Here is a 25,225-nt window from a genome sequence, read left to right on the forward strand (position 1 = left end):
GCCGTGTGTACGAAGCGTGTAATGACGGCGCGGACTGTGCGTCGGCACCGGTGGAGGAGAACGATGCAGGAGCACACGCATGGCCATCCGGTCGCGTCGAAGGAGCGCGATCCCGTGTGCGGGATGGAGGTCGACCCGAAGACCGCGAAACATCGCGCATCGCACGAAGGTCGCGAGCACGTCTTCTGCAGCGCGAGCTGCCGCGAGAAGTTCGTCGCCGCACCGAATCGATACCTGACCGCGTCCGCTCCGGCCCACGCGGCGCACGATCACGGGCACGCCGCGAAGCCGCCGGTGGCGAAGACTGCGAGCGAGACCTGGACGTGCCCGATGCACCCCGAGATCGTCCGCGACGCGCCGGGCTCGTGTCCGATCTGCGGCATGGCGCTCGAGCTGCGCACGATCTCCGCGGAGACGAGCGACGAGAACCCCGAGCTCGCCGACATGTCGCGGCGCTTCTGGGTCTCGACGGCGCTCTCGGTGCCGCTGCTGCTCATCGCGATGTCGGACCTGATCCCGGGGCAGCCGCTGCAGCACGCGGTGTCGCCGCGACTGCTCGCGATCGTGCAGCTCGTGCTCGCGACGCCGGTCGTGCTCTGGGGCGGCGCGCCGTTCTTCCATCGCGGCTGGCTCTCGGTGGTGAACCGCAGCCTCAACATGTTCACGCTGATCGCGTTGGGGATCGGCGTCGCGTGGCTCTACTCGACGATCGCGCTGGTGCTCGCGTTCGTCGCCCCCGATGTCTTCCCGCCGGAGTACGTGAGCCACGGCGGGATGCCGGCCGTGTACTTCGAGGCGGCGGGCGTGATCACCACGCTGGTGCTGCTCGGTCAGGTGCTCGAGCTCCGCGCGCGCAGTCGCACGAGCGGCGCGATCAAGGCGCTGCTCGGCCTCGCGCCGAAGACCGCGCGGCGCATCGAGCCCGACGGGACCGAGCACGACGTGCCGCTCGAGTCGGTGATCGTCGGTGATCGCCTGCGGGTGCGCCCGGGCGAGCGCGTGCCCTGCGACGGTCACGTCGTGGAGGGTCGCTCCGCGGTCGACGAGTCGATGATCAGCGGCGAGCCGCTGCCGGTCGAGAAGCAGGCCGGTGCGAAGGTGACCGGCGGAACGATCAACGGCACCGGCGCGCTGGTGATCGAAGCGGAGCGCGTGGGCGCCGAGACGCTGCTCGCCCAGATCGTCCGGATGGTCGGCGAGGCGCAGCGCAGCCGCGCGCCGATCCATCGGCTCGCCGATCAGGTCTCTGCGTGGTTCGTGCCGCTCGTGATCGTGATCGCGATCGCGACGTTCGTGGTGTGGCTGCTCGTCGGGCCGGAGCCGCGCTTCACGTACGCGCTGGTGAACGCGGTGGCGGTGCTGATCATCGCGTGCCCGTGCGCGCTCGGACTGGCGACACCGATGTCGATCATGGTCGGCACCGGGCGCGGCGCGACCGCGGGCGTGCTGATCAAGAACGCCGAGGCGCTCGAGGTGCTCTCCAAGGTCGACGTGCTCCTCGTCGACAAGACGGGCACCCTGACCGAGGGCAAGCCGAAGCTCGTGACCGTCGAGGCCGTCGACGTCGACGAGCGCGAGATGCTCGCGCGCGTGGCCGCGATCGAGGTGCACAGTGAGCACCCGTTGGCTGCGGCGATCGTCGCGGGCGCGCGCGAGCGCGGCATCGACGTGCGCGCGTCGGAGACGTTCCAGTCGATCTCGGGCAAGGGCGCGCGCGGCCGCGTCGGCGACGCTGAGGTCGCGGTCGGCAACGCCGCGATGCTCGACGACGTGGGCGCGAACGGCGGCGCGCTGCGCGAGCGCGCGAGCGCTCTGCGCGCCGAGGGCCAGACGGTGATGTTCGTGGCGATCGACGGCCGCGCCGTCGGCCTCGTCGCGGTGGCCGATCCGATCAAGGCCTCGACGCCCGAGGCGCTCGAGATGCTGCGCCACGAAGGGCTCCGCGTCGTGATGGTCACCGGCGACGCGCGCGGCACCGCCGACGCCGTCGCGCGCACGCTGCACATCGCCGACGTCGAGGCCGAAGTGCTGCCGCAGGACAAGAGCGCGATCGTCGCGAAGTGGCAGCGCGAGGGTCATGTCGTCGCGATGGCCGGTGACGGCGTGAACGACGCGCCCGCGCTCGCGAAGGCCGAGGTCGGCATCGCGATGGGCACCGGCACCGACGTCGCGATGGAGAGCGCCGGCGTCACGCTGGTGAAGGGCGACCTCCGCGGCATCGCGCGAGCGCGCGCTCTCTCGCGCGCGACGATGCGCAACATCCGCGGGAATCTGTTCTTCGCGTTCGTCTACAACGCGCTCGGCGTGCCGCTCGCCGCCGGCGTGCTCTACCCGCTCTCCGGTTGGCTGCTCGACCCGATGATCGCGAGCGCCGCGATGTCGCTCTCCAGCGTGTCGGTGATCGCGAACGCGCTGCGGCTCCGCCGGGTCTCGATCTGAGCACGTTGCATCACGCCGCTGCACGCCGGCACGCGCGCGCGTACGCGCTGGGCGTGGTGCCGGTGATGTCCTTGAAGCAGCGCGTGAGGTGGCTCTGATCGCAGAAGCCCGCGGCGTGCGCCGCGCTCGTGCAGTCGCGCCCCGCAGCGAGCAGCGCGCGCACCCGCGCGATCCGGAGGTGCGTGCGGAACCGGAGCGGTGAGAGCCCGAGCGCGCGCTGGAAGACGCGGCAGAGCTGACAGCGCGCGACGCCGACCGCCCCCGCCAGCTGCGCGAGATCGAAGTCCTCGTCGAGGTTGTGCTCGATGTACTCGCACGCATGCGCCACGACCTCGGGCACGAGCGACCGCGGCTCGTCCTCCGAGCCCGCGGCGCGCGTCACGAGCTCGAGCAGGTCCTCGGGCTCGATCGCCGCGTCCACCCCGCGCACCAGCCGCGGCGCGCTCGATCCACCGCGCAGCGGCGCGTCGCTCGCTGCATGCTCGAACGCGACCCGGAGGGACGCGCCCGCGCGCGCGTCGATCCGTACGTGCGACGCGAGCGGTCCCGCGAGCACCGCGTCGCCGGCGGCGAGCGCGACGCTGGTCGATCGCGTGGTCCAGGTCACGCCGGCGGAGAGCGCCTGCACGACGATGCGGCCCGGCCACACGAACCGGAAGCACCGCTCCGATGCGGTCACGAGCGCCAGGTGATCGACGAGCGCAGCGCCGGTGTCGACGCGCGTCCATCGACCCTCGGGCGCGATGTCGAGTGGGCTCCTCGGAGTCGAGACGGTCTCGAGCATGCGCCCGCCATCTCACGCTCCGTGCCGCGCGCAGATCGCGCGCATTCCCATCGAAACCGCGAGATCGGCGCGCTCTCAGCCGGAGCAGGAGTTGGCCACGGTGGCAAACACGCGGCCGCATGGAGCGCCATCGGCTGGCGGGGCGTCCGCGCACGCGGATATGATGCCCGTCAAACAGTGATTGGCGCTCCGTTCGCGGGCACGAGCAACGTGCCTCGTATTCTCCTCATCGACGACGATCCGGCGCTGATTCCGGCGCAGGTGCGGCAGACCTTCCCGGAGCCCGACTGCGAGGTCGAGATCGCTGCGGACGGCGAGACAGGAGTGGAGCGCGTCCAGGCGCGCGTCCCGGACGTCGTCCTGCTCGATCTGCGTCTCCCCGATCGATCGGGGCTCGACGTGTACAAGCGGATCCGGGCGATCGACGCGCGCATCCCGGTGATCTTCGTGACCACCGCGAAGAGCTCGGACGCGGCGATCGAAGCGATGAAGCACGGCGCCTTCGACTACCTCACCAAGCCGCTCGATCTCGCGCGGCTCCGCCGCGCCGTGAGCGAGGCGCTCGACGTCGCTCGCCGCATGCGATCACAGGTCGTGCTCGGCGATCCCGCCGAGGCGCCGGAGATCGAGGGCGCGATGATCGGCGGCGTTCCCGAGATGGTCGACATCTACAAGGCGATCGGGCGCGTCGCCGCGCAGGACGTGACGGTGCTCGTCACCGGCGAGAGCGGCACGGGAAAAGAGCTCGTCGCGCGCGCGATCTACCAGCACAGCGCGCGCGCCAAGGCGCCTTTCATGGCGCTCAATTGCGCAGCGATCCCCGAGGCGCTCCTCGAGAGCGAGCTCTTCGGCCACGAGCGCGGCGCATTCACCGGCGCGGATCGGCGGCGCATCGGCAAGTTCGAGCAATGCAGCGGTGGGACCATCCTGCTCGACGAGATCGGCGACATGCCCTTCGCGCTGCAGGCCAAGCTGCTCCGAGTCCTGCAAGAGCAGTCGTTCGAGCGAGTCGGTGGAAACGAGACGATCCGCACCGACGTGCGGATCATCGCATCGACCCATCGCGACCTCCGCGCGCGTGCCGCAGAGGGCCTGTTCCGCCCCGATCTCTATTACCGACTCGGCGTGTTCACGGTGCACGTGCCACCGCTGCGCGAGCGAATCGACGACCTGCCGCTCCTCGCACGTCACTACATCCGTCACTTCGGCCGCGAGCTCGGGCGCGAGGTGACGGAGATCGCGCCCGACACGCTCGCTCGCCTGCGCGACCACGCGTGGCCGGGCAACATCCGCGAGCTCCAGAGCGTGCTCAAACAGGCGCTCCTCGCGGCCCGGGGATCGGTGCTACTCCCCGCGTTCCTTCCTCAGCTCTCCGAGGATCGCGCCGCGAGCCCGCGCAGTCCCAGCGCGTCGCCCGGCCCGGGCGACGACCTCCACGCGCTCGTGATCACGGCGCTCGACGCGCGCGGAGACGACGTGTACGGCGAGATCCACCGCCGCGTCGACCGCGTCCTGCTCACGCTCGCGCTCGAGCGCACGCGCGGAAACCAGCGCGAGGCCGCGCACCTGCTGGGCATCTCGCGCCAGACGTTGCGCACGAGGCTCCGCGCGCTGGGCATCCAGGTCGGTCACAGCATCGAGTCCGCCGACGACGACTGACCCCCTCCTCGCGACCTCTTCCGCGACGCGGTCAGTGCCTGCGGGGGCGCGAGGACGACGCAGGATCCGGCGACACGCGGTGCCACAGCTCGTCGAGCTCGATGCTGTCGAAGAACGCGACCACGTCGACGATCCGCCCGGCCCACATCCGCAGATACCAAGTGTAGGTGTTGCGATAAGGCCGACCGTCCCGCGCGACACCGCTCGCGTCGAAGAGCACGATGATCGTGTCGCGGTCCGCGAAGATCTCACGAACGACGGGCCGCAACGGCTCGCGCATCCGGGCGTTGAACGGGCCGATCACGTCGCGGAGGAACGCCTCGCGGCTCGGATACGTCCCCGCGATCGCCGAGCGACCGACGATGGTCCAGCGCGCGTCGTCGTGGAGCAGCTCGAAAGGACTTCCCGTCCCCGCGGCCCACGCGGCGAAGCTCCGCTCGACCGCCGCCCGATCTCGCTGCAGCGACTGGCCGTCGACCTGTGCCGACGCGGTCGGCGCGATCAACGAGAGCGCGACGGTCACGATCTGACGCAAGAGTCTCATTCGATCGTCCTTTCGAGTCGGCACAAGTGAGAGACACGGGTCGGGGCGACGGCGCGCGAGCCGCCGCCCCGAGCACGTCAGATCTTGTTCTCCCAGGCGGCGATCTGATGCGCCTTGAGCATGTCCTCGACGGCGCGGGGCACGACGTTCCGGAACTTGCCCTCGTCGGCCGGGACGATCTCGATCATGCGCTCGACCATCTCCCGCGCGTCGAGGTGTCCATCGGGCGCCGAGAGGAACGCGTCGAATTCCGCGCGCAGGCTCGCGCGCTTCGTGAAGTTCTTCGAGTCGTCGAGCCAGCGGAACGGCGTGTCCGCCATCGTCTCGTTGTAGCCGGTGTAGAAGGCGCCCGGATTGATCGTCTGCACCTTGATCCCGTAGGGCGCGAGCTCCTGCTGCATCGCCTCCGCGATCGACTCCAGCGCGTGCTTGGTGGAGACGTAGGTGCCCCAGTTGGCCGGCGTGAAGAGCCCGCCCATCGACGACGTGAACACGACCTTCGCGCGCTTCTTCGCAGTGATCCACTTGCTCACGAAGCCCTGCGTGAGCGCCAGCGGCAGGAACACGTTGACCTCGTAGTTGCGACGCACGAGGTCGAGCGGGATCTCGAACACGGGACCACTCTCACCGATGCCCGCGTTGTTCCAGAGCACGTCGACGTCCCAGCTCTGCGCGTGCGCCACGTCGTAGGGATCCGCGAGATCGAGCTTCTCGACACGCAGGTTCGAGAGACCGAGCGCCTTCGCCTTCTCGCGCAGAGGCGTGACCTGCGGGGAGATCTGCGCGGTCGCGATCACGTCGTGGCCGTTCTTGGCCATGCCGATCGCCGCGGCTTCGCCGAACCCCGAGCCGGCGCCGGTGATGAGGATCGTCTTGGGCATGTTCGATTCCTTTTCTCGAGAGAGCGTCTTGAAGATGGTCAGAGAGAGAGGGCGGCGACTGCCGCCTTCGCGATGTCGAGGTCCTGGGCGACCGATCCACCGGAGACGCCCACTGCGCCGATTACGGCGCCATCGGCGCCGGTCAGCGGAATGCCGCCGGCGAAGATCGTCAGTCCACCATTGCTGTGCTCGAGGCCCGGAGAGGTCCCGCCCGGCTTGGCGTAGTCCCACAGCGCTTCGGTCGGCGCCTGGAAGAGCACCGCAGTCCGCGCCTTGTTGGCCGCGATCTCGATCGCGCCCAGCACGGCACCGTCCATGCGGCCGAAGGCCTTCAGGTGCGCGCCCGCGTCGAGGACCGCGATGTTGACGGGGACGCCGATCTTCTGGGCGCGGGCCTCGCCCGCGGCGATGACCGCGCGGGCCTGAGCGATGGTGAGCATGGCAACGGTTCCTTTCCGTTCGACGGGAGTCGTCTCGGCCGCGGCGTTCCCGACATCCGCGCTGGACGACGCGAGAGAGAGAATGCGCGCCGACACGCGACGTCCGTTGAACGCCATTGCGACATCGAGATCGGATATCGCGCGATCACGCGAATACGACGGAGCCAGAGCGCCAGTCGGGACTGACACTCACGACGTGCGCATCCGACGACCGCTCGGCCGAGCTCGCCTATCTCGTGGTATCCCGATGCGCTCGGGCGCAGCGCGTCACTTCGGGAAGTCGGTCGAGGTCGCGAGAGCGCGCCACTCGGCCAGCTCTTTCTCCACGAACGCGTGCTTCGCCTCGATCCTCGCGACTGCATCGCTGCCGAGCGGGAGGCGCAGCGGCGGGTGCTCTGCGCCGACCAGCTCGATCACCGCGCTCGCGAGCCGCCTGGGGTCCCCCGGCTGCTTGAGGCTCACCGACTTCGCGACGCTCCGGACCTTGCCGGCCGTCTCTGCGTAGTCGGCGATGCTCGCGCTCGTCTCGACGACGGACTTCGACTCGAGGAACTCGGTGCGGAAATAGCCGGGCTCGATGACCGTCACCGCGATGCCGAGCGGCGCGAGCTCGGCGTGCAGTGCCTCCGAGATCCCCTCGACCGCGAACTTCGTCGAACAGTAGATGCCGAAGCCAGGGCCCGACCGATATCCACCGAGCGAAGAGAAGTTGACGATGTGCCCTGCGCGCTGTCGGCGCAGGTGCGGGAGCACGGCGCGCGTCACGGCGAGCAGCCCGAAGACGTTCGTCTCGTAGATGCGGCGGACGTCGTCGCCGGGCGTCTCCTCGATCGCGCCGATCAGGCCGTAGCCCGCATTGTTGACCAGCACGTCGATCCGGCCGAACCGCGCGATCGCGGCCTCGACGGCGCGGGCGATCGAGGTCTCGTTCGTCACGTCGAGCGCGAGCGCGCAGAGCGACTCCGAGGGCCCGAGGCGCTCCTCGATCCCGCTGGCATCGCGCGCCGTCGCGACCACCGCATCCCCCGCGGCGAGCGCCGCCTTCACGATCTCCGCGCCGAAGCCGCGTGATGCGCCCGTGACGAGCCACACTCGCCTCGACTCGTTCCTCGCCATGACGCCCGCGCAGAGCAACGACGGTGCCGCCCCCCGCGGTCGAGCGGGCGCCGCGCAGCCGATCGCTTCGATGGCCAAAGCCTGGCCCCTTGGCTCAAAGTGTGGCCACCGGGGACGAACCCCGACCACGAGGAGGACGCGACGCGAGCACTGACCCGTTGGCGCCTCGTTTGCGTTCCGCTCGCGCGCGTTCACCAACCATGTCTGCCTTACTTCCCGCTGTTTTCGTCGGGCTCGTCACCGTCGCGCTCGTCGGCCTCCGAGCCCTTCACACCACCCGACGGCGCCTGGCGCGGCTCGAGCATCGGCTCCAGCTCGCGAAGCAGGCCGCCGGCCTCTCGTTCTGCGAGTACGTCTTCCACGATCAGTCGGTCGCGAGCTGCCGTCAGGTGTCGGAGCACGGGCTCTGGACCCACGCGGTCGACTCCCGCGCGGGCTCGCTCTTGTCGGCGCCGTGCCCGGGGCTCGATCCCGCCCACCAAGCCGAGTGCATGCGCGCCATCCAGGCGTGCGCCGACGGGAAGACCTCGGAGCTCGAGATCGAGTACCAGCTCACGCTCGCCGATGGCTCCGTGCGCTGGCGGCTCGCGCGCGGGAGCATCTGTCGCGGCGCGAAGGGCGAGCCGTCGACGTTGAGCGCCATCTCGATCGACATCACCACGCGGAAGCTCGTCGAGCAGGAGATCCGCAGGCTGACGGTCGGCGTCGAGAGCACGCTCCGCGGCTCCGACACGGCGATATGGGACCTCGAGCTCCACGGCCAATCGATCATGCAGAGTCGTGTCGCCGACGCGCGGCGTCGCGGCGACTCGATTCCCGAGCGCGATTATTGGTCCGCGGTCCAGGCCGCGGTCGCTCCGGAGCACCAGCAGCCGCTGACCGATGCAGTCGACCAGTGCTTGCGAGGAGAGCGCGACGAGCTGCAGTTCGAATATCGAGCGATCGGCGCCCCCGGCGAGCCACCTCGATGGCGCTTCGCGCGCGGTCGCGCCATCCGCGGCCCCGGAGGAAAGCCGGTCCGCTTCGTCGGGACCACCGTCGACGTCACCTCGCTGAAGCAGGCCGAGGAGGAGAAGCAGCGAGCGACGTTGTTGCTCGAGGTCGCGACGAGGCTCTCGAGAGTCTATGTGTGGCAGTTCGATTTCGACGGAGGAGGGCTCGAGAACGCGCGCGCGACGTTCATGAACGTGTGGGAGTCCCTCGGCTACGAGGCTCCGCCCGCGCCGATCGATTTCGCGGCGAGCATGGGAATGGTCGTCCTCCCCGAGGACGCAGGCCCGGTGATGGGCGCCATCGAGGCGTGCATCCGCGGCGAGACGCCGCTCTTCGAGGCCGAGTACCGCGTCCGCCACCACGACGGATCGATCCACTGGAATCTCGGACGGGGGATCATCCACCGCGACGCAGACGGCACTCCGCTGCGCTTCATCGGGACGAGCGTCGACGTCACGGCCCTCAAGGTCGCCGAAGAAGACGCACGGCGAAACCGAGAGCGGCTGGAGCTCGCGATCGTCGGCTCGAAGGCGTGCACCTGGGACTTCGAGCTCACCGACGGCTCGATCATGAATTCCCGTGCGACCTACGCGAACGTCTTCGAGATCCTCGGCTACACGGCCGACGACGACACGAGTCAGTACGCCGACGCGCTCGCCGCGCTCATCGCGCCCGAAGATCAGGCCCGGTTCATCGGCGACGTGCAGCAACACCTGGATGGAACGGCACGCGAGTGGGAGCACGTGCACCCGGTCCGCGCGAAGGACGGCTCGCGGCTCTGGCACCTCGCGCGCGGAGTCACTCGACGTGACCCGACGACCGGGCGGGCCCTCCGGCTCACGGGCAGCAGCATCGACATCACGGATCTCGTGCGGATGGAGCACGCGCTCCGCGAGAGCGAGCAGCGGTTCCGCGCGACCTTCGAGAACGCCGCGGTCGGGATGCTCCTCCTCGACGCAGAGGGCCGCATCCTCGAGACCAACGACACGCTCTGCAAGCTGACGGCGTACTCCCGCGAAGAGCTGGCGGGACAGAGCTACCTCGAGTTCCTACCGAGCGACATCGAAGGCGCCCGCGAGCGCATGCGCCAGCTCCTCGCAGGCGAGGTCGAGAAACACTCGTTCGAGAGGCAATATCTGAGGAGAGACGGCTCCCTGGGATGGAGCCACCTCACCTACTCGATCATGCTCCGCGACACCGGGACGCCGGCCCGCGTCCTCGCGATCCTCCAGGACATCACCGAGCGAAAGAACCTCGAGCAGGATCTGCACAAGACGAACGAGCGCCTCGCGCTCGCGATCGTCGGCTCGAACACCGGCATCTACGAGATCGATCTGCCCAACGGCACGCTCGAGGGCGCGACCATCCGGGTGGCGAATGCCTGGGAGATGGCCGGATTCGATCCGATGACGGCCCCCATCGACTACGCGAGCGCGACCGCGTACTCGATTCACCCCGACGACCTCGAGCGCACGTATGCCGAGACCGTGGCCTATCTCAGCAGCGGATCGGGGCATCTGGAGTCCGAGTTCCGCACCCGTCGCGAAGACGGCTCGATCGGATGGCTCCTCACGCGCGCACGGGTCGTCCGCGACGCTCACGGGAAACCGACTCGGCTCCTCGGCACCCAGTTCGACATCACCGAGATGAAGCGGATCGAAGAGGAGCTGCAGCATGCGCGGCAAGCGGCGGAGTCGGCGAACCGCGCAAAGGACGAGTTCGTCGCGAACGTGAGCCACGAGATCCGTACTCCGATGAATGCCATTCTCGGAATGACCGAGCTGGCGCTCGATGCGTCGGAGACGGCCCATCAGAAACAGCTCCTCTCGACGGTCAAAGTGGCCGCGAGAAACATGCTGCACGTCATCAACGACCTGCTCGACGTCTCGAAGATCACCGCGGGGAAGCTCACGCTCGACTACGCCGACTTCTCGCTGCGCGCCGCCATCGGAGACGCCGTGCGCGCGCTCGCCGTGCGCGCCCACCGCAAGGGCCTCGAGCTCATCTCGCACGTGCACCGCGACGTGCCGGACGCGTACTTCGGCGATGCCGGTCGCCTCCGCCAGGTGCTGATGAACCTCATCGGCAACGCGGTGAAATTCACCGCGCGCGGCGAGGTCGTCGTGGAGGTCGCGATCGACCCGAACGTGGCGCCGACCGACGAGTCGGTCGCGCTGCTCTTCACGGTGCGCGACACCGGGATCGGGATCGCGCCCGAGAAGCACGCCGCCATCTTCCGCGCCTTCGAGCAGGAGGACGCGTCGACGACGCGCAGGTTCGGCGGCACGGGGCTCGGACTGACCATCTCCGCGCAGCTCGCAGCGCTGATGGGCGGTCAGATCACGGTCGACAGCACACCTGGACGAGGCAGCACGTTCGCATTCACCGCTCGATTCGCGCGCTCGTCGAGAGGCGATTGGGCAGGTCTCTTGTCCTCGGGCCCGCTCGAGGACGTCGACGTGCTCGTCGTCGACGACAACGAGACCAATCGACAGATCTTGATGGAGTGGCTCACCACCTGGCGGATGCGCGCGATGGCGACCGCCGACGCCGCATCCACCTTCGAAGCGCTCGAGCGAGCGCAGGAGTCCGGAGCGCCCTTCTCACTCGTGCTGCTCGACGGACGCATGCCCGACGTCGACGGCATCACGCTCGCGGGACGGATCCGCGAGCGCTTCGGACCGGCGGTCCACCGCCTCATCCTGTTGAGCTCCGACGACAGCACGATCCTCGCGTCGCGCTCGCGCGATGCAGGCATCCACGCGTGTCTGCTCAAGCCGCTCCAGCAGTCGGAGCTGCTCGAGACGATCTGGGCCGTGATGAGCGCGCCGGCCGACGAAGACGCGATCGCAACGCGCGGCAAGGAGTCGGCGTCGACGTCGACCGTCGCGGGCGCGCGCGCACCTCGCGTCCTCGTCGCCGAGGACAACGAGCTGAACGTGGCGCTCCTCCAGGAGCTGCTCGGCCGCCGAGGCCACCTCGTCGAGGTCGCAGGCGATGGTCGCACTGCCCTCGAGCTCGCCACCCGAGACGACACCTCGTACGACGTGATGCTCCTCGATCTGCACATGCCCGAGCTCGACGGCTTCGGGGTGGTGCGCGCGATCCGCGAGCACGAGCAGGGGACGAAGAAGCACCTTCCGATCATCGCCCTCACCGCGCGCTCGTCGAACCGCGATCGCGAGAAGGCGCTCGCCGCGGGCATGGACGACTTCCTCTCGAAGCCGATCGAGGTCGAGGCGCTGTGGACCGCGATCGATCGTGCGACCGCGAGCCTGACGCCACGGAAGCACCGGCCGTCGCGCCTCCTGGACGCGAGAGCGATCCTGCGCACGTGCGGAGGCGACGCAGCGATCCTCGAGAAGCTCGGCGAGGTCTTCCGGCGGAGCGTGCCCGAGCACGTGGCGAAGGCGCGCGCCGCGCTCGCCGATCGCGACCTGCCGCGGCTCCGAGAAGCTGCGCACCTGCTCTACGGCACCCTCGCGGCGTTCTCGACCGTCGCCGGCGCGCTCGCATCGACGCTCGAGGACGCGGCGATGCGAGAAGACGTCGAGAGCTGCACCGAGCTGATCGCGCGGCTCGAGTCGATGTGCGACGAGCTGCTCGAGGACACGCGAGACCTCACGATCGAGGCGCTCAGCTTGTGACGAGCTCGGCGCGAGCCCGAGCAGCCGATCCGAATGGGGTATTGCGTCACTCATCCGAGAGACACTACGGTCCAGGTGCGTCGTTTGTGGGCTCCCGATGCGGGTGCTATGTGGGCGACGCTCCAACGGGACCACAGGGAGGCACAGCGATGAGCGAGGTCGTCGAGCGGATTCTTTCGAACTACGCGGGTGAGAACCCGGGCGTGATCGGCAACCTCCGTCGCCTGATGCACACCGGCACGCTCGCGGGCACCGGCAAGATGGTGATCCTGCCGGTCGATCAGGGCTTCGAGCACGGCCCCGGCCGCTCGTTCGAGCCGAACCCGCAGGGCTACGACCCCGAGTACCACGCGCACCTCGCGGTGAAGTCGGGCTGCAACGGCTACGCGGCGCCGCTCGGCTTCATCGAGGCCGTCGCGAACAAGTACAGCGGTCGCCTGCCGCTGATCCTCAAGGTCAACAACAGCGACCTGCTCGCGAAGACCGCGTCGCCGCAGTCGGCGCTCACGAGCTCGGTGGAGGACGCGCTGCGCCTCGGCTGCTCGGCGATCGGCTTCACGATCTACCCGGGCTCGGCGGGCCGCAACGAGATCTACGAGCAGATCCGCGACATGTCGCGCGAGGCGCGCAAGGCGGGCCTGCCGACGATCATGTGGTCGTACGCGCGCGGCAACATGAGCAAGGAGGGCGAGACCGGCCTCGACGTGATCGCGTACGCCGCGCACATCGCCTGCCAGCTCGGCGCGCACGTCGTGAAGGTCAAGCCGCCGACGGCGCACATCGAGGGCGACGATCGCCGCAAGTACTACGAGAAGATCCCGAAGGACACGCTCGCGGATCGCGTGCGCCACGTCGTGAAGTCGTGCTTCGACGGCAAGCGCATCGTCATCTTCTCGGGCGGTGAGCCGAAGACGACGGCGGACCTGCTCGAGGAGATCCGTCAGCTCAACGCGGGCGGCGCGTTCGGCTCGATCATGGGCCGCAACGCGTTCCAGCGTCCGGAGCCGGAAGCGGTGAAGCTCCTCCAGGACGTGATGGCGATCTTCAAGGGCTGAGCCCAGCTGGAGTGCTCGCCTGCGCCGGGCCCGCACGGGAGCGTGCGGAGCACGCGGACGGGAGGGCCTGGAGCGGGCGAGCCGATTTTTGGAAGACGCCCCGCGACACCCGTCGCGGGGCGTTTTCGTTATTCAGTCGGCGGCGACCAGCGCGAGCCCTTCGAGGCGCACGCCCGCGCGACGCTGGGCCTCTTCGAGCAGGCGCGCGGGATCGTCGGGCTCGACCTCGAGCCGCGCCTCGAGACGGATCACGTCGCGCCCGTCGTGGAAGACGAGGTGCGTGCCGCTCGGCTCGAGCTCCGCGGAGATCGGCGTCGCGCTGGTGCGCACGACGCGCAGCACGCGCGCGTCCTCGCCGGTCGTGCTCACGCGCACCGTGCGGTCGTCGGCGGCGGTGACGAGGTGACGTCCGTCGCTCGCCCACGACACCCGGTTCACCCAGCGCTCGTGCGCGCGGAACGCCGACTCGCGCGCGCCGCTCGTCACGCGGAAGACGCGCACCCAGCCCTGCCCGTCCGCGGTCGCGACGCGCGATCCGTCGGGCGAGAAGTCGATCGAGGCCGCGAGGTCCTCGTGCCCTTCGAGCACGCGCCCCGCGCGCCCGGTGCGCGCGTCCCAGAGGCGCACGGTGTCGTCGAGCGAGCCCGACGCGATCGTCTCTCCGTCGGGCGAGAGCGCGATCGCGACCACCGGCTCGTCGTGCCCTCCTTCGAGCGGCTCTCCTTCGGCCTCGCGCGAGCGGATCCAGCGACGGATCGTGCCGCCTTCGGGCGTGCCCGCGAGCAGCTGATCGCCGGTCGCGTCGAACGCGATGCCGAGCACGACCTGGGTGCGCGACGCGTGCGGCGCGATCACCACCCGCGCCTCGCTCGCGCCGGGCTCGAAGAGCAGCACCGCGCCGCGGCTCGTGACGAGGCCGATCGCTCCGTCGGGCGCGACCGCGATGCGCGACACCAGCCCGACGTCGCCGGGCACCGGACCGATGGGCGTCATCGCGCCGAGCCGCGAGCGCGCGAGATCGATCGTGTACACCGCGCGCAGCGACGCCGTGACCAGCCTTCGTCGCGGCGCGTCGACGACGAGATCGCGCGACGCGTTGGGCAGGCGCGCGACGTCGCGCCCCACGCTCGGCACGCGACGGAACACCGTCGCGCCCTCGGTGCTGCTCGTCGTGCTCGGCAGGTAGACGAGACGACCTCCGCCCGCGTCGATGCGCCCGCCGCTCGAGGCCGGCACGTGCAGCGTGTCCACCGCAGCGCCGCTCTCCGCGTCGCGCAGCGCGATGCGATCTCCGTCCTCGACCGTCGCGATCAGACCCGCGGCGTCCCACGTGATCGAGGTCGCCCAGCCGCGCATCGGGATCTGCGCGACCTGCAGCGCGGGCGAGAGCGTCGCGACCACGAGCGCGGCGTCGGTGATCTGGATCGCGAGACGATCGCCGCGCGGCGAGAACGCGGCGTGGTACGGCGGGGCGGGCACCGCGATGCGCAGCGGCTCACCCTGTCGGGGCCAGGGCCAGAGCTCGACGTCCATCGCGTCGGTCCTGGTGATCGCGAGACGATCGCCGAGCGGCGACCAGATCGCGTGCGCATGCGCGCCCTGTGTGGTGCGGAAGCGATCGATCTCGCGCGCGCCCTCCACGTCGAAGAGCAGCACCTCGCCCTCCGAGCACGAGACCGCGATGTGCCCGCCCGCGATCGACGCACCGCTCGGCGGCGGCGTCTCCCGGAGGCGCGTGCCGCTCGTCAGGTCGTAGATGCCGGGCGCGCTGCCCGCGATCACCGCGATGCCGTGCTCGTCGAGCGCGCGCACTCTCTCGGCGCGCAGCTCGAGCCTCCGCTCGGTCGCGCTCGCCACGTCGACGAGGCGCAGGCCGCTCTCGGTGGGCACCGCGATCGTGCGCCCATCCGTCGACAGCACGCCGCGCGCGTGCGCGCCCGCGACCCGCCGCTCGAACGCGTACTGCCGGCTCGCATCGGCCTCGAGGTAGAGCGTGAACGCCCGCACCACGCGCTCCCTCGCCCGCGCGACGTCGTGCTCCGGCAGCGCGTGCTGGCGCGACGTGGGATCGCGGGCGAGCGCACCGGCCGCGTAGATCGCCGCGGCCGCGGGATCTCCGTCCGCGAGCGCACGCTCCGCGCGCTCGAGCAGCGCCTCCGCGAGCGCGATCTCCGCGGCGAGCGCGCTCTGCACCGCGTGCTCGCGCTCGGTGATCGCCTCGTCGCGCCGCGTCTCCGCGGCACGACGCGCGTGCTGCTCCGAGAGGTAGCTGCGATAGACCAGCATCGACGCGCCGACGATCGAGAGCGCGATCGAGAGCGTCGCGATCGTCGCCGCGCGATGTCGCTTCACGAAGCGCCGCACCAGCTCGAGCGCCGAGTACTCGTACGCGCGCACCGTGCGGCCGTCCTGGTACGCCGCGATCTCCGCCGCGATCTCGCCCGCGCCGGGATAACGCGACGAGGGATCCTTCATCAGCGCACGATCCGCGATCGCCGCGAGCTCGGGCGGCGCATCGGGCTCGAGCTCGCGCACCCGCGGCACCGGCTGCTCGAGCACGCGCGAGAGCACGTCGAGCGCGCTCGATCCGGTGTAGGGCGGACGCCCGGTGAGGATCTCGAAGAGGATCGCGCCGAGGCCCCACACGTCGGTGCGCTCGTCGATCGCGACGACGTCACCCCGCGCCTGCTCGGGCGCCATGTACGCGGGCGTTCCGATCGCATGACCGTCGATCGTGCGCGCGGCGTCGGGATCGCCCTGCACCCGCATCAGCTGCACCCGACGCTCGATCTCCGATGCGCGTGGATCGCCCTCCCCGCGCACCTTCGCGAGCCCCCAGTCGACGACCAGCGTCTCGCCGAACTCGCCGACCATCACGTTGTCGGGCTTCAGATCGCGATGCACCACGCCGCGCGAGTGCGCGTACGCGATCGCCTGACACACGTCGCGGAAGCTGCTGACCAGCGAGAGCCGCTCGTCGCGCGTCTTCGCGTCGCGCAGCACGCTCGCGAGCGAGCGCCCGCGGATGCGCTTCATCGTGTAGTAGAGCGTCCCGTCGGAGCGCCGTCCCAGCTCGTGCACCGGGACGATGCCGGGATGCTCGAGCTGCCCGGTGACACGCGCCTCGCGCAGGAAGCGCGCGACCGCGCCGACCGAGTGGGCCGCGTCCGCGCCGTGCCCGTGCGCGAGCAGCTCCTTCATCGCGACCTCGCGCCCGAGGTGCGCATCGCTCACCAGCACCACGCGGCCCATGCCGCCGCGACCGATCTCGCTCTCGCGGCGATAGCGCCCCGGATGCTCGAGCAGCAGCGGCGCCGCGGACGGAGCCGCCGCCGCATCGAGCCCGCTCGCCTCGGCCGGCGTGATCGTCGGCGCGAGCCCGAGATCAGGCGCGACCGTCTCTGCCAGCGCGGGATCGCGATCGGACATCGATCGCGCTCGACGCTATCACGACACGAGCGTCCGCCGTGAAATCGGACCGAGCACCGCAATCGAGACGGGTCCAGCCGCAAGGCGCCGTGAGGAGTCGTGCGAACGCACGGCGAGGAGCGGCAACGCCGCGGGTGGGCCGGATCGGCAGCGGTGCGACGGGAGATTTCGCGAAGGCCGCTCGCTACTGTCCGCCGCTGGTCCAGGGCGTGGGCGGCGGAGGCGGCGGCGGAGGCTCGACCTGCTGCGGGGGCGGCGGGCTCGGCGCGAGCGGGAAGATCGGCGGCGGGCTCGCGACCGGCGGGGTCGGCGGCGCGATCACCTGCGGCGGCTGCGCCGCGGCGAGCTGCTGGGTGCGCGGCGGCGCCGGCGCGTCGATCACCTGCGGCGCGTGCAGCGGCGTGTACGCGCCCTGCGTCGTGACCGGCGGGGGATCGGACTGGCGGCTCGTCGGGGCGCGCGGCGAGCGCACCACGTCGACCTCCGCGGTCAGCTCGACGCGATCCTCGTCGTCGTCGTCGCCCGCGACGAACTTCACGCGATAGCTCCCGGTCGTCGCGAACGTGTAGGGCGCGATCCACGTGTTCGTGTCGCGCCCCGGCGTCGCGTCGATGCTCGCGCCGAGGCGCTGCGTCCCGCGGCGCACCACGAAGCGCGGCCGGTCTTCTTCGTCGATGCGCTGCCCGCGCGCGAGCTGCGCCGAGAGCAGCACCGGATCGCCGGCGAACGGCGTCTCCGGCGTGACCACGAGCGCGGCCTCGCGCGCCGGCTGCGCGAGCACCGACTCGAGCCTCGCGATCACCTCGCTCGCGGCGGCGTCGGTGCCGAGGAGCGCGAGCGCACGGCGCGCGCGATCGAGCGCGTCCTCGAGGCGCTCGTCGCGCTCGGCCTGCCCGGCCTCGGCCATCAGTCGATCGGCCGCCGCGCGTCGGAGCCTCGTCGCGTCGGGATCCCCGGGCCTCACCGCGAGCAGTCGATCGGTCAGCGCGCGCACGTGCTCCTCGCCCGCGTCCGCGCTCGACTGCGCGTCGAAGCGACCCGCCGCGAGCGCCGCATCGGCGCGCCGCACGAGCTCCTCCGCCTCGAGCACGATCGGATCGGGCGCGGTCAGCGCGCGCACCGCCCACGCGCCGCCGCCCACCGCGAGCGCACCCACGAAGAACGCGATCGCGACCGTCGTGATCGTCCCGCGCGCGCCCGACGAAGGACGCCCGGCGCGCAGCCCGGGGATCGGCATCGCCTTGGTGCCCCCGGTCGTGCCGAAGGGATCGGGCGCGCCGTCGAGCGTCGACTGCGAAGGCACCGCGATCGGCGCGCGCTCGCGGATCATCGGCCCGCTGGGATCGCGACGCTCGCCCACCAGCGACGAGACCGACGACGCGCCGCTGCGCATCCGCACCACGTCGAGCCCCGCGCGCTGCGCCGCCATGCGCAGCACCTCCGCGAGCTCCATCGCGTCGTCGTAGCGACCCTCGGGGTTCTTCGTGAGCGCGCGCATCACCACGTCGGCGACCGCGTCGGGCACGTGCTTGCCGCCCGGCTTCGACTTCAGATGCGGCGGCGCGTCGTGGATGTGCTTCATCAGCAGCGTCACCGGCGAGCCCGCGTCGAACGGCGTCTCCCCGGAGAGCAGCTGATAGGTCATCACCCCGAGCGAGTAGACGTCGCTGCGCGCATCGGTGCGCTCGCCCGCCGCGCCCTCGGGCGAGATGTAGCGCGCCGTCCCGAACACCAGCCCCGACTGGGTCGCCGCGGTCGCGTCGTCGCCGCGCAGCACCCGCGCGATGCCGAAGTCGAGCACCTTCACGAAGTCGGGATCGCGTCCCTTCGTCACGAGGAACACGTTCTCGGGCTTCACGTCGCGGTGCACGATGCCCTGCCCGTGCGCCTCGCCGACTCCGTCGCAGACCTGCGTCGCGATGTGCAGCGCGCGGTGCACCGGCAGCGGCGACTCGACGCGGACGAGCTCCGCGAGCGTGCGCCCGCGCAGCAGCTCCATCACGAGGTAGAGCGAGCCGTCGGGCAGCTGTCCGAACAGGAACACCCGCACCACGTTCGGGTGATCGAGCGCGGTCGAGATGCGCGCCTCGCGCTGGAAGCGCCGCACCGCGTCGGGGTTCCGCGCGAGGTCGGGATGCAGGATCTTGATCGCGACGTCGCGCCCCAGCGACGCCTGTCGGGCGCGATAGACGGTGCCCATCCCGCCGACGCCGATGCGCTCCTCGAGGCGGAACTGATCGAGCAGCACCTGCCCGATGAGCGGGTCCGTGTCCTCCTCGGCGAGCCTCAGCGCGGCGCCGTCCTTCTGGCAGAAGGAGGCCGCGGCATCGAAGCGCATCCCGCAGCGCGGACAGACCTTCGCGAACGACTCCATCGCCTCGGCCCGGGGGGACGGTACGTCGGCGCTGACGGGGCCGACGCGATCGGCGCGGGTCCCCGGGATCCCGCCCCAAGGGTTGTCCTCTAGCACGGAACGCACCTGCGTTCCTACGTAGACGCCGCGCACAGGCGGATCGACGGGCGTCCGCCCCCGAAGTTTCACGGCCTGCTCACGATCCCTGCGCGCTTCACGTTCCGACACGTGATCCGCTGACGCGATCGTCACGGCAGCGGCTCCCAGGTCATCGGGTCCATGCACTCGACGTCCTCGGGGAACATCGCGCGATAGGCGCGACACGAGTCCGCGAAGGTGACGAACCGAACGATGGGAACGTCGGGCGTGACGTCGGTCAGGAGCCGCATGCACGCGCAGGGGCGCCCGAGCTGCTCGAGGCAGAGCCGCGCCGTCAGCGTGTCGCCCTCGGTGCACTCGCCGAAGCGATCGAACGCGCAGATCCCGAGCCCGCGCGTCTCGGAGACGCCGACGCAAGAGACCCGCGGCGCGCCATACGAGGTCGGGTTGCCGGGAAGGAACGGGATGCCCGACACCCACGGGCAGGGCTCGCACGGACCGCCGCAGAACGTGCCCTCGGGATCGGGCGGCGGCGGGCACTCGTCGACCGAGGGCGGGCCGTTCACGAACGGCGTGCGGTCCGAGTACATGCAGCGCGCGTCGAGCCCGTCTTCGTCAGCGACGTCGCACATCTCGGCGGACACGCAGGGGCCGCTGAGGGAGCGCGGATCGCCACCCTCCCGATCCACCGCGCAGTAGTCACCGGAGAGGCAGAACCAGTTCATCTCTGTGTCGCGAGGATCCTCGCGGGAGTTGAGATGGCAGCTGCTGCCGATGCGGGGATCGCCCGGCGGAACGCTCGGAGGCACACACACGCCGAGGCTGAGAATGCACTGGCCTTCGTCGAGACACGGGTCGGGGCACACGTCGTACGGGCACACGCGGTAGCCCGCGATGCGATCGCAAGAGCTGGCGCTGCCGCCGCCGTCGTCGAGCTCGCCGCCGCGGTGCGAGATCGCGCAGCCCACCAGGACCGCGAGCGACACGAGCGTCAGAGACAGATCCCGCCGGTGCATGGCGCCCCTCCCGAGATAGGCCGACCGATGAGACCGAGCTGGTCGGCGATGGGGCAGGTCGTGCCGACCTCGGCACAGATCCCGTTGCAGCCGACGACGCCGTCCGAATCGCAGATTGCGAGGCGGATCGACGGGCGTCCGCCCCCGAAGTTTCACGGCCTGCTCACGATCGTGGCCCTGCGACGACGCGCCCCGACCGCGAGCAGGAAGGCGAGCGCCACGACCGCGCCGACCGGCGTCGGACGGTCGCGGCCCGGGACGGCACAGCCGCAGCCGCCGGCGGTCGCGCCCGACGCGCCGGCGTCGGCCTCGTCGTCGCCGGCGTCCGGGCCGGCATCCACCATCCCGCCGTCGACGCCCGCGTCGTGCGGCGCGACATCCACGCACTCGCCGTCCTCGCAGGCGCGACCCGCGCCGCACTCGGCGTCGCTCGCGCAGCGCACGCACCCGCGCTCGCAGCACGCCCCGTCGACGCAGTGCCCGCTCGCGCACTGCCGCGCCTCGTCGCACGTCTCGCCCTCGGCGCGATGCGCGACGCACACGCCGGCATCGCAGTAGAACCCCGCCGCGCAGCTCGCGTCCCCGGTGCACGCATCGAGGCACGCCGACGCGCCGCATACGTACGGCGCGCAGGCGCGCGAGCTCGCCGGAGGGCACGCCGCGCTCGCGCCGCTGCACACCGACGCCGGCGTCTCCACCCCGGCGACGCAGCCCGCGGCGCCGCACGCGATCCCGGCGATGAACCCATCGCCCGGGCACTCGGTGCTCGACGCCGAGCACGTCTCCGCGACGTCGCACACCCCCGCCACCGCACGACACACGACGGTCGGCGCCACGCTCGCCGCGAGCGCCGCGCACGTCCCATCGGCGACCCCGGTCTGCGCGCTCGCGCACCCCTCGCACTCGCCCCCGCACGCGCTCTCGCAGCACACCCCGTCGACGCAGTGCCCGCTCACGCAGTCGCTGCTCGTCGTGCACGCGACGCCGTTCGCATCGGGCAGCCGATCGAGCCGCCCGAAGTACACCGCGCCCTCGCCAGCGTCGCCGAGCGGCCCGACGCCGTCATCGCCGGGCGCGCCGACCACGACCGTGTTGCCCTCGACCGCCAGGCTCTTGCCGCGCTCGCCGCCGGTCCTGTCGGCGCGCAGCGCGATGGGCTCCTGCCACCGCCACTCCGCCCCAGCACGCGCGAACACGTCCACGCCGTCGTAGTACAGGGACCCGACGAGGATCGTTCCACCGGAGACCGACACCGAGTATCCGAGCTCCCGCCTGGACACGCCGTCCGGCAGAGCGAGATCCTCCTCGACCCACGAACCGCCGCGACGGCGGAACACGTACACCGCGCCCGTGACGCGCTCGCCCCACGCGCCGACCACCGCGACGTCGCCCGAGACCGACACGCTCGCCCCGAAAAATCCCGCATGCTCGCCGTGGCTCGAAGTCAGCCGCGCCTGCTCCACCCACACGTCGCCGGACCTCAGGAACACGTACGCGGCGCCTTGGTTCCCCGGCGCGCCGACGAGCGCGATCTCCCCCGAGAGCGACACGCTGGCGCCGAAGCGGCCGGATGCGGCATCGCTCGCGGCCAGGCGCGCCTGGCTCGCACGAACACGTGCGCGGCACCGCCGTACGGGCTCGCCGCATAGGGCGCGCCGACGAGGGCGACATCGCCCGAGAGCGCCACGCTGCCGCCGAAGGACTCGAATGGGTCGCTCACCGATAGCGTGGCCTGCTCGACCCAAGCGTCGCCCGAGCGGACGAACACGTACGCCTCGCCGGACGCGCCTACGAGCGCCGTCTCGCCCGAGACCGCCACGCTGCGTCCGAACCCGTACTCGCCCGCGGGCGCCGTCAGCTTCGCCTGGCGCGCCCACACGCCTCCGCTCCGCGCGAACAGGTACGCCGCGCCCCCCGCGTCGTCGCGCCCCTGATCGCTCGCGGCGCCGGCGATCGCGACGTCACCCGAGACCGCTACGCTCATTCCGAGCGAGTGCGACGTGCGGGGCTCTGCGGGGAGCGTGGTCTCGAGCGTCCAGGTGTCGCCGGCACGAACGAACACCTCCGGCCCGACCAGCAGGGTGTCGCCCGAAAGAGCGACCGCCGACGTGCGCTCGCGTACCAGATCCAGCCGCTGCCGCTCGGTCCACGTCTCGCCGGATCGCCGGAACACGTACAGCCTTTGTTGCGTCCCCAAGGCCGAGCTCGTGACGACCAGCTCGTCGCCCGACAGCGCGAGCTCCGTGCCGAACTGCTCTTGGGGCCGCGGCTCGCTCGCGATCAGCCGCGCTTGCCGCACCCACGTCTCGCCGGAGCGAACGAACACGTGCACCGCGCCCCGCAACGCGTCCGCGCCGGAATCGGCGACGACCATGGTGTCCCCCGACCACGCGACCGGCCCACCCCGTAGGGCCGACGAGGCGCCCGGCAGGACGGAGACTCGCGCCCACGTCGTCCCCGAGCGCACGTACACCTCCGCGACTCCGTCGCTCCGCGAGCGAAAGGCCACGACCAGCGTGTCGCCCGAGAGCGACAGGCTCCATCCCAGTCGCTCTAGCGACCCGGCCGCGAGGATCGCCTCGCGCGCCCACGTCGTCCCGGTACGTCGGAACACGTGCACGCGGGTGCCGAGCTCGTAAGCGTCGTACGGCGCGCCGACAGCGATGGTGTCGCCCGAGATCGCGACCGCGCTACCGAAGTGGTCGATGCCGGAGTAGTCGCTCATCAGCTTCGCCTGCTCGGTCCACATGCCGCCCGAGCGAACGAACACGTAGGCCACGCCGAACGGGGTGCCGCGGCCGACGACGATCGTGTCGCCCGAGATCGCGACGCTGCTGCCGAACCCGCCGAACACGCCGTCGCTCGGGATCAGCTTCGCCTGCAGAGCCCAGCCCCCGCCCGAGCGCACGAACACGTAGGCCGAGCCCCCGTCGTTGATCCCCCCGACGAAGTCGAGCGGCGCTCCGAGGACCACGGTGTCGCCGTCCATCGCCACGCTGCTCCCCACGTCCGGCGCGACATCACCCGGGGTCCCCTCCGGCCCGAAGATCTGCTCCTCGACGTACAGCAGCGGATCCACCACGACCGGCCACGCCGCGCCCTGGGCGTCGACCACCAGCTCGATCGCGCCCTCGGTCACGTCCATCCGCGCCGGCAGCGCGCGGCCCCGGGCGTCGAGCGCGAACAGCTCCGCGTATCGCAGCGCGCCGCCCTCGCCGACCAGCCGCGCGCCCTCCCCGTCCGCTTCCGCCCGCGCGCCCAGCACCGCGAGCTCGATCGCCAGCTCGTCGCAGCCCTCGGCATCCACGTCGAAGCCCTGCTCGATGCCCAGCGGCCCGCTCTCGTACCACTCCACCACGCCCGGCGCGCGCTCGAGCTCGACCCGGTTCGGCCGCCCACCGATCCGCGCGATCCCATCCGTCGCCGCGACCCGCTCCGCGTCGCAGCGCACCGCGCGCGTCTCGAGCCGCGCGTCGACCTCCCCGCCCCGCAGCGCGACCCCGCGCCCCTCGATCCGCGCCGCGACGACTCCGCTGCGCAGCGCCAACCCATCGCCCTCGGGCACCGCGAAGAAGCGCGGATCTTCCGCGCCCTCGGCTTGCCTCGCTCGCACCAAGGCCGCGCGCAGCGATGGGGGCGCGTCGGTGCTGGCGTCGTCGGGTGTCTCGCGCGGCATCGAGCACGCACAGACGAGCACCATCGAGCCGAGGACCAGACGAAGCGACATCGCGCCAGGATGCCCAAACCCTCGCCGGGTGGGAACTTCCGACGCCGCGGCGGTGCCGGCGCGACCGCTCGCGCAGCTTCCGACGACGCGGCGGTCCCGGCGCGACCGCCCGCGGAGCTTCCGACGCCGCGGCGATGCCGGCGCGACCGCTCGCGCAGCTTCCGACGCCGCGGCGGTGCCGGCGCGACCGCTCGCGGAGCTTCCGACGCTGCGGCGGTGCCGGCGCGACCGCTCGCGGAGCTTCCGACGCGCGTCGAGCGACCCGCCGGCCGCGTGATACCGTCCCACCTCCACCGAGGGGAGGCATCCATGTCCGGCATCCGCACCATCCAAGGCGACGACTCGCTCGAGAGCGTCCGCGACGAGCTGATCTTCACCCGCGCCCGCCTGCTCGCGCGGCCCGAGACCGCGGCGCTCGCGGCGCAGCTCGACCCACTGCTCGCGCGGGCACGCGAGGTGCGCGACGGCCAGGAGTCGGCGTGGCAGGCCGAGATCGAGGCCCAGGCGCGGGTGGACGTAGCGGACGAGGACCTCGAGGAGTCGATCGACGACGTCGACGCCGAGCTGAAGCACCTCGATCGCGACCTCGAGTCCCCGCGGCGCCGCCGCTACTTCAAGAAGCCGCCGAGCGACCTGCGCAAGCTCGGCCTGGAGTCGACGCTGCGCGAGATCGAGGGCTGGCCGGCATCGCTCCAGAGCGAGCCCGAGGCATCGCTCCAGGGTCTGGGGCGCACCGTCGAGACCCGCGTCGGCGCGGGGCGTGACGCGCTCCAGGGCCGCACCCGCGCCGCGGCGGCGCGCGGCGATCACCGGGCCCGCGAGATCCTCTCGCTGATCGACGACGCGAACGCGGCCCGCCTCGGTCTGCTCGGCGATCTGCAGCGGCTCGCGAGCGCGCAGCGCCGCGACGGCAGCTGGGCCGCGCGCTTCTTCCGGCGCGCGGAGCGCACGCCGCGCCCGCGGAAGAACGCCGAGCCGGCCGGCGAGTGAGCGTACCCTCGTCGTCGCTCTCATCGGCTTGCCGATCCGCGAGCGGCGACGGT

14 protein-coding genes are annotated in these 25,225 nt (G+C 71.5%); 4 read left to right on the forward strand and 10 right to left on the reverse strand.

Annotation, left to right across the window (positions count from 1 at the left end; translation table 11 throughout):
- Positions 1-63 precede the first annotated feature (63 nt).
- Positions 64-2,439 carry a heavy metal translocating P-type ATPase gene (locus I5071_RS27925; RefSeq protein ID WP_236607687.1) on the forward strand — a complete coding sequence of 792 codons (2,376 nt, stop codon included), beginning with the start codon at positions 64-66 and terminating at the stop codon, positions 2,437-2,439.
- A 10-nt stretch (positions 2,440-2,449) separates the two neighbouring features.
- Here I5071_RS27925 and I5071_RS27930 read toward each other — a convergent pair whose 3' ends face one another.
- The gene (locus I5071_RS27930) at positions 2,450-3,223 is read right to left on the reverse strand and encodes a helix-turn-helix domain-containing protein (protein ID WP_236515966.1); all 774 of its coding nucleotides are present in this window, start codon (positions 3,221-3,223) and stop codon (positions 2,450-2,452) included.
- Positions 3,224-3,244: 21 nt separating this feature from the next.
- Between I5071_RS27930 and I5071_RS27935 the strand changes: the two genes are divergently transcribed.
- Positions 3,245-4,882, forward strand: coding sequence for a sigma-54-dependent transcriptional regulator (locus I5071_RS27935; protein WP_236515967.1), 1,638 nt, complete (start codon positions 3,245-3,247; stop codon positions 4,880-4,882).
- Between the two features lie 31 nt (positions 4,883-4,913).
- Here the strand turns inward: I5071_RS27935 and I5071_RS27940 are convergent, their stop codons facing one another.
- From I5071_RS27940 to I5071_RS27955, 4 genes are all read right to left on the reverse strand, one after another.
- The gene (locus I5071_RS27940; RefSeq protein WP_236515968.1) at positions 4,914-5,426 is read right to left on the reverse strand and encodes a nuclear transport factor 2 family protein; all 513 of its coding nucleotides are present in this window, start codon (positions 5,424-5,426) and stop codon (positions 4,914-4,916) included.
- A gap of 77 nt (positions 5,427-5,503) precedes the next feature.
- Positions 5,504-6,307 carry an SDR family oxidoreductase gene (locus I5071_RS27945; protein ID WP_236515971.1) on the reverse strand — a complete coding sequence of 268 codons (804 nt, stop codon included), beginning with the start codon at positions 6,305-6,307 and terminating at the stop codon, positions 5,504-5,506.
- 38 nt (positions 6,308-6,345) lie between these two features.
- Complete coding sequence (locus I5071_RS27950) at positions 6,346-6,747, reverse strand: GlcG/HbpS family heme-binding protein (protein ID WP_419249667.1); 402 nt, start codon at positions 6,745-6,747, stop codon at positions 6,346-6,348.
- A 267-nt stretch (positions 6,748-7,014) separates the two neighbouring features.
- The gene (locus I5071_RS27955; RefSeq protein WP_419249668.1) at positions 7,015-7,863 is read right to left on the reverse strand and encodes an oxidoreductase; all 849 of its coding nucleotides are present in this window, start codon (positions 7,861-7,863) and stop codon (positions 7,015-7,017) included.
- A 200-nt stretch (positions 7,864-8,063) separates the two neighbouring features.
- Between I5071_RS27955 and I5071_RS27960 the strand changes: the two genes are divergently transcribed.
- Both I5071_RS27960 and I5071_RS27965 read left to right on the forward strand, forming a co-directional pair.
- Positions 8,064-12,503 (forward strand): PAS domain S-box protein, encoded by a 4,440-nt coding sequence (locus I5071_RS27960; RefSeq protein ID WP_236515974.1) that lies wholly within the window; start codon positions 8,064-8,066, stop codon positions 12,501-12,503.
- Positions 12,504-12,652: 149 nt separating this feature from the next.
- On the forward strand, positions 12,653-13,558 hold the full coding sequence (locus tag I5071_RS27965) for a class I fructose-bisphosphate aldolase (protein ID WP_236515976.1): 906 nt from the start codon (positions 12,653-12,655) through the stop codon (positions 13,556-13,558).
- A 132-nt stretch (positions 13,559-13,690) separates the two neighbouring features.
- Here the strand turns inward: I5071_RS27965 and I5071_RS27970 are convergent, their stop codons facing one another.
- The 5 genes from I5071_RS27970 to I5071_RS27990 all read right to left on the reverse strand — a co-directional run bounded on the left by I5071_RS27970 (position 13,691) and on the right by I5071_RS27990 (position 25,196).
- Positions 13,691-16,987 (reverse strand): WD40 repeat domain-containing serine/threonine protein kinase, encoded by a 3,297-nt coding sequence (locus I5071_RS27970; RefSeq protein ID WP_236515979.1) that lies wholly within the window; start codon positions 16,985-16,987, stop codon positions 13,691-13,693.
- 184 nt (positions 16,988-17,171) lie between these two features.
- Positions 17,172-19,466, reverse strand: coding sequence for a protein kinase domain-containing protein (locus I5071_RS27975; protein ID WP_236515987.1), 2,295 nt, complete (start codon positions 19,464-19,466; stop codon positions 17,172-17,174).
- Between the two features lie 122 nt (positions 19,467-19,588).
- Positions 19,589-20,455 carry a hypothetical protein gene (locus I5071_RS27980; protein ID WP_236515988.1) on the reverse strand — a complete coding sequence of 289 codons (867 nt, stop codon included), beginning with the start codon at positions 20,453-20,455 and terminating at the stop codon, positions 19,589-19,591.
- Between the two features lie 152 nt (positions 20,456-20,607).
- A complete protein-coding gene (locus I5071_RS27985; protein WP_329611083.1) occupies positions 20,608-22,005 on the reverse strand; it encodes an FG-GAP repeat protein in 1,398 nt (465 codons plus the stop codon).
- The gene (locus tag I5071_RS27990; RefSeq protein WP_236515990.1) at positions 21,936-25,196 is read right to left on the reverse strand and encodes an FG-GAP repeat protein; all 3,261 of its coding nucleotides are present in this window, start codon (positions 25,194-25,196) and stop codon (positions 21,936-21,938) included. The genes I5071_RS27985 and I5071_RS27990 overlap by 70 nt, the downstream gene beginning before the upstream one ends.
- Positions 25,197-25,225: the final 29 nt, after the last annotated feature.

This window comes from Sandaracinus amylolyticus, assembly GCF_021631985.1.
GTDB classification, from domain to species: domain Bacteria; phylum Myxococcota_A; class Polyangia; order Polyangiales; family Sandaracinaceae; genus Sandaracinus; species Sandaracinus amylolyticus_A.

Bases quoted from the DNA above. Each gene is read 5' to 3' on its own strand.
- I5071_RS27925 (WP_236607687.1), top strand. From the start codon at position 64: ATGCAGGAGCACACGCATGGCCATCCGGTCGCGTCGAAGGAGCGCGAT.
- I5071_RS27930 (WP_236515966.1), bottom strand. From the start codon at position 3,223: ATGCTCGAGACCGTCTCGACTCCGAGGAGCCCACTCGACATCGCGCCC.
- I5071_RS27940 (WP_236515968.1), bottom strand. From the start codon at position 5,426: ATGAGACTCTTGCGTCAGATCGTGACCGTCGCGCTCTCGTTGATCGCG.
- I5071_RS27945 (WP_236515971.1), bottom strand. From the start codon at position 6,307: ATGCCCAAGACGATCCTCATCACCGGCGCCGGCTCGGGGTTCGGCGAA.
- I5071_RS27950 (WP_419249667.1), bottom strand. From the start codon at position 6,747: ATGCTCACCATCGCTCAGGCCCGCGCGGTCATCGCCGCGGGCGAGGCC.
- I5071_RS27955 (WP_419249668.1), bottom strand. From the start codon at position 7,863: ATGGCGAGGAACGAGTCGAGGCGAGTGTGGCTCGTCACGGGCGCATCA.
- I5071_RS27960 (WP_236515974.1), top strand. From the start codon at position 8,064: ATGTCTGCCTTACTTCCCGCTGTTTTCGTCGGGCTCGTCACCGTCGCG.
- I5071_RS27965 (WP_236515976.1), top strand. From the start codon at position 12,653: ATGAGCGAGGTCGTCGAGCGGATTCTTTCGAACTACGCGGGTGAGAAC.
- I5071_RS27970 (WP_236515979.1), bottom strand. From the start codon at position 16,987: ATGTCCGATCGCGATCCCGCGCTGGCAGAGACGGTCGCGCCTGATCTC.
- I5071_RS27980 (WP_236515988.1), bottom strand. From the start codon at position 20,455: ATGCACCGGCGGGATCTGTCTCTGACGCTCGTGTCGCTCGCGGTCCTG.
- I5071_RS27990 (WP_236515990.1), bottom strand. From the start codon at position 25,196: ATGAGAGCGACGACGAGGGTACGCTCACTCGCCGGCCGGCTCGGCGTT.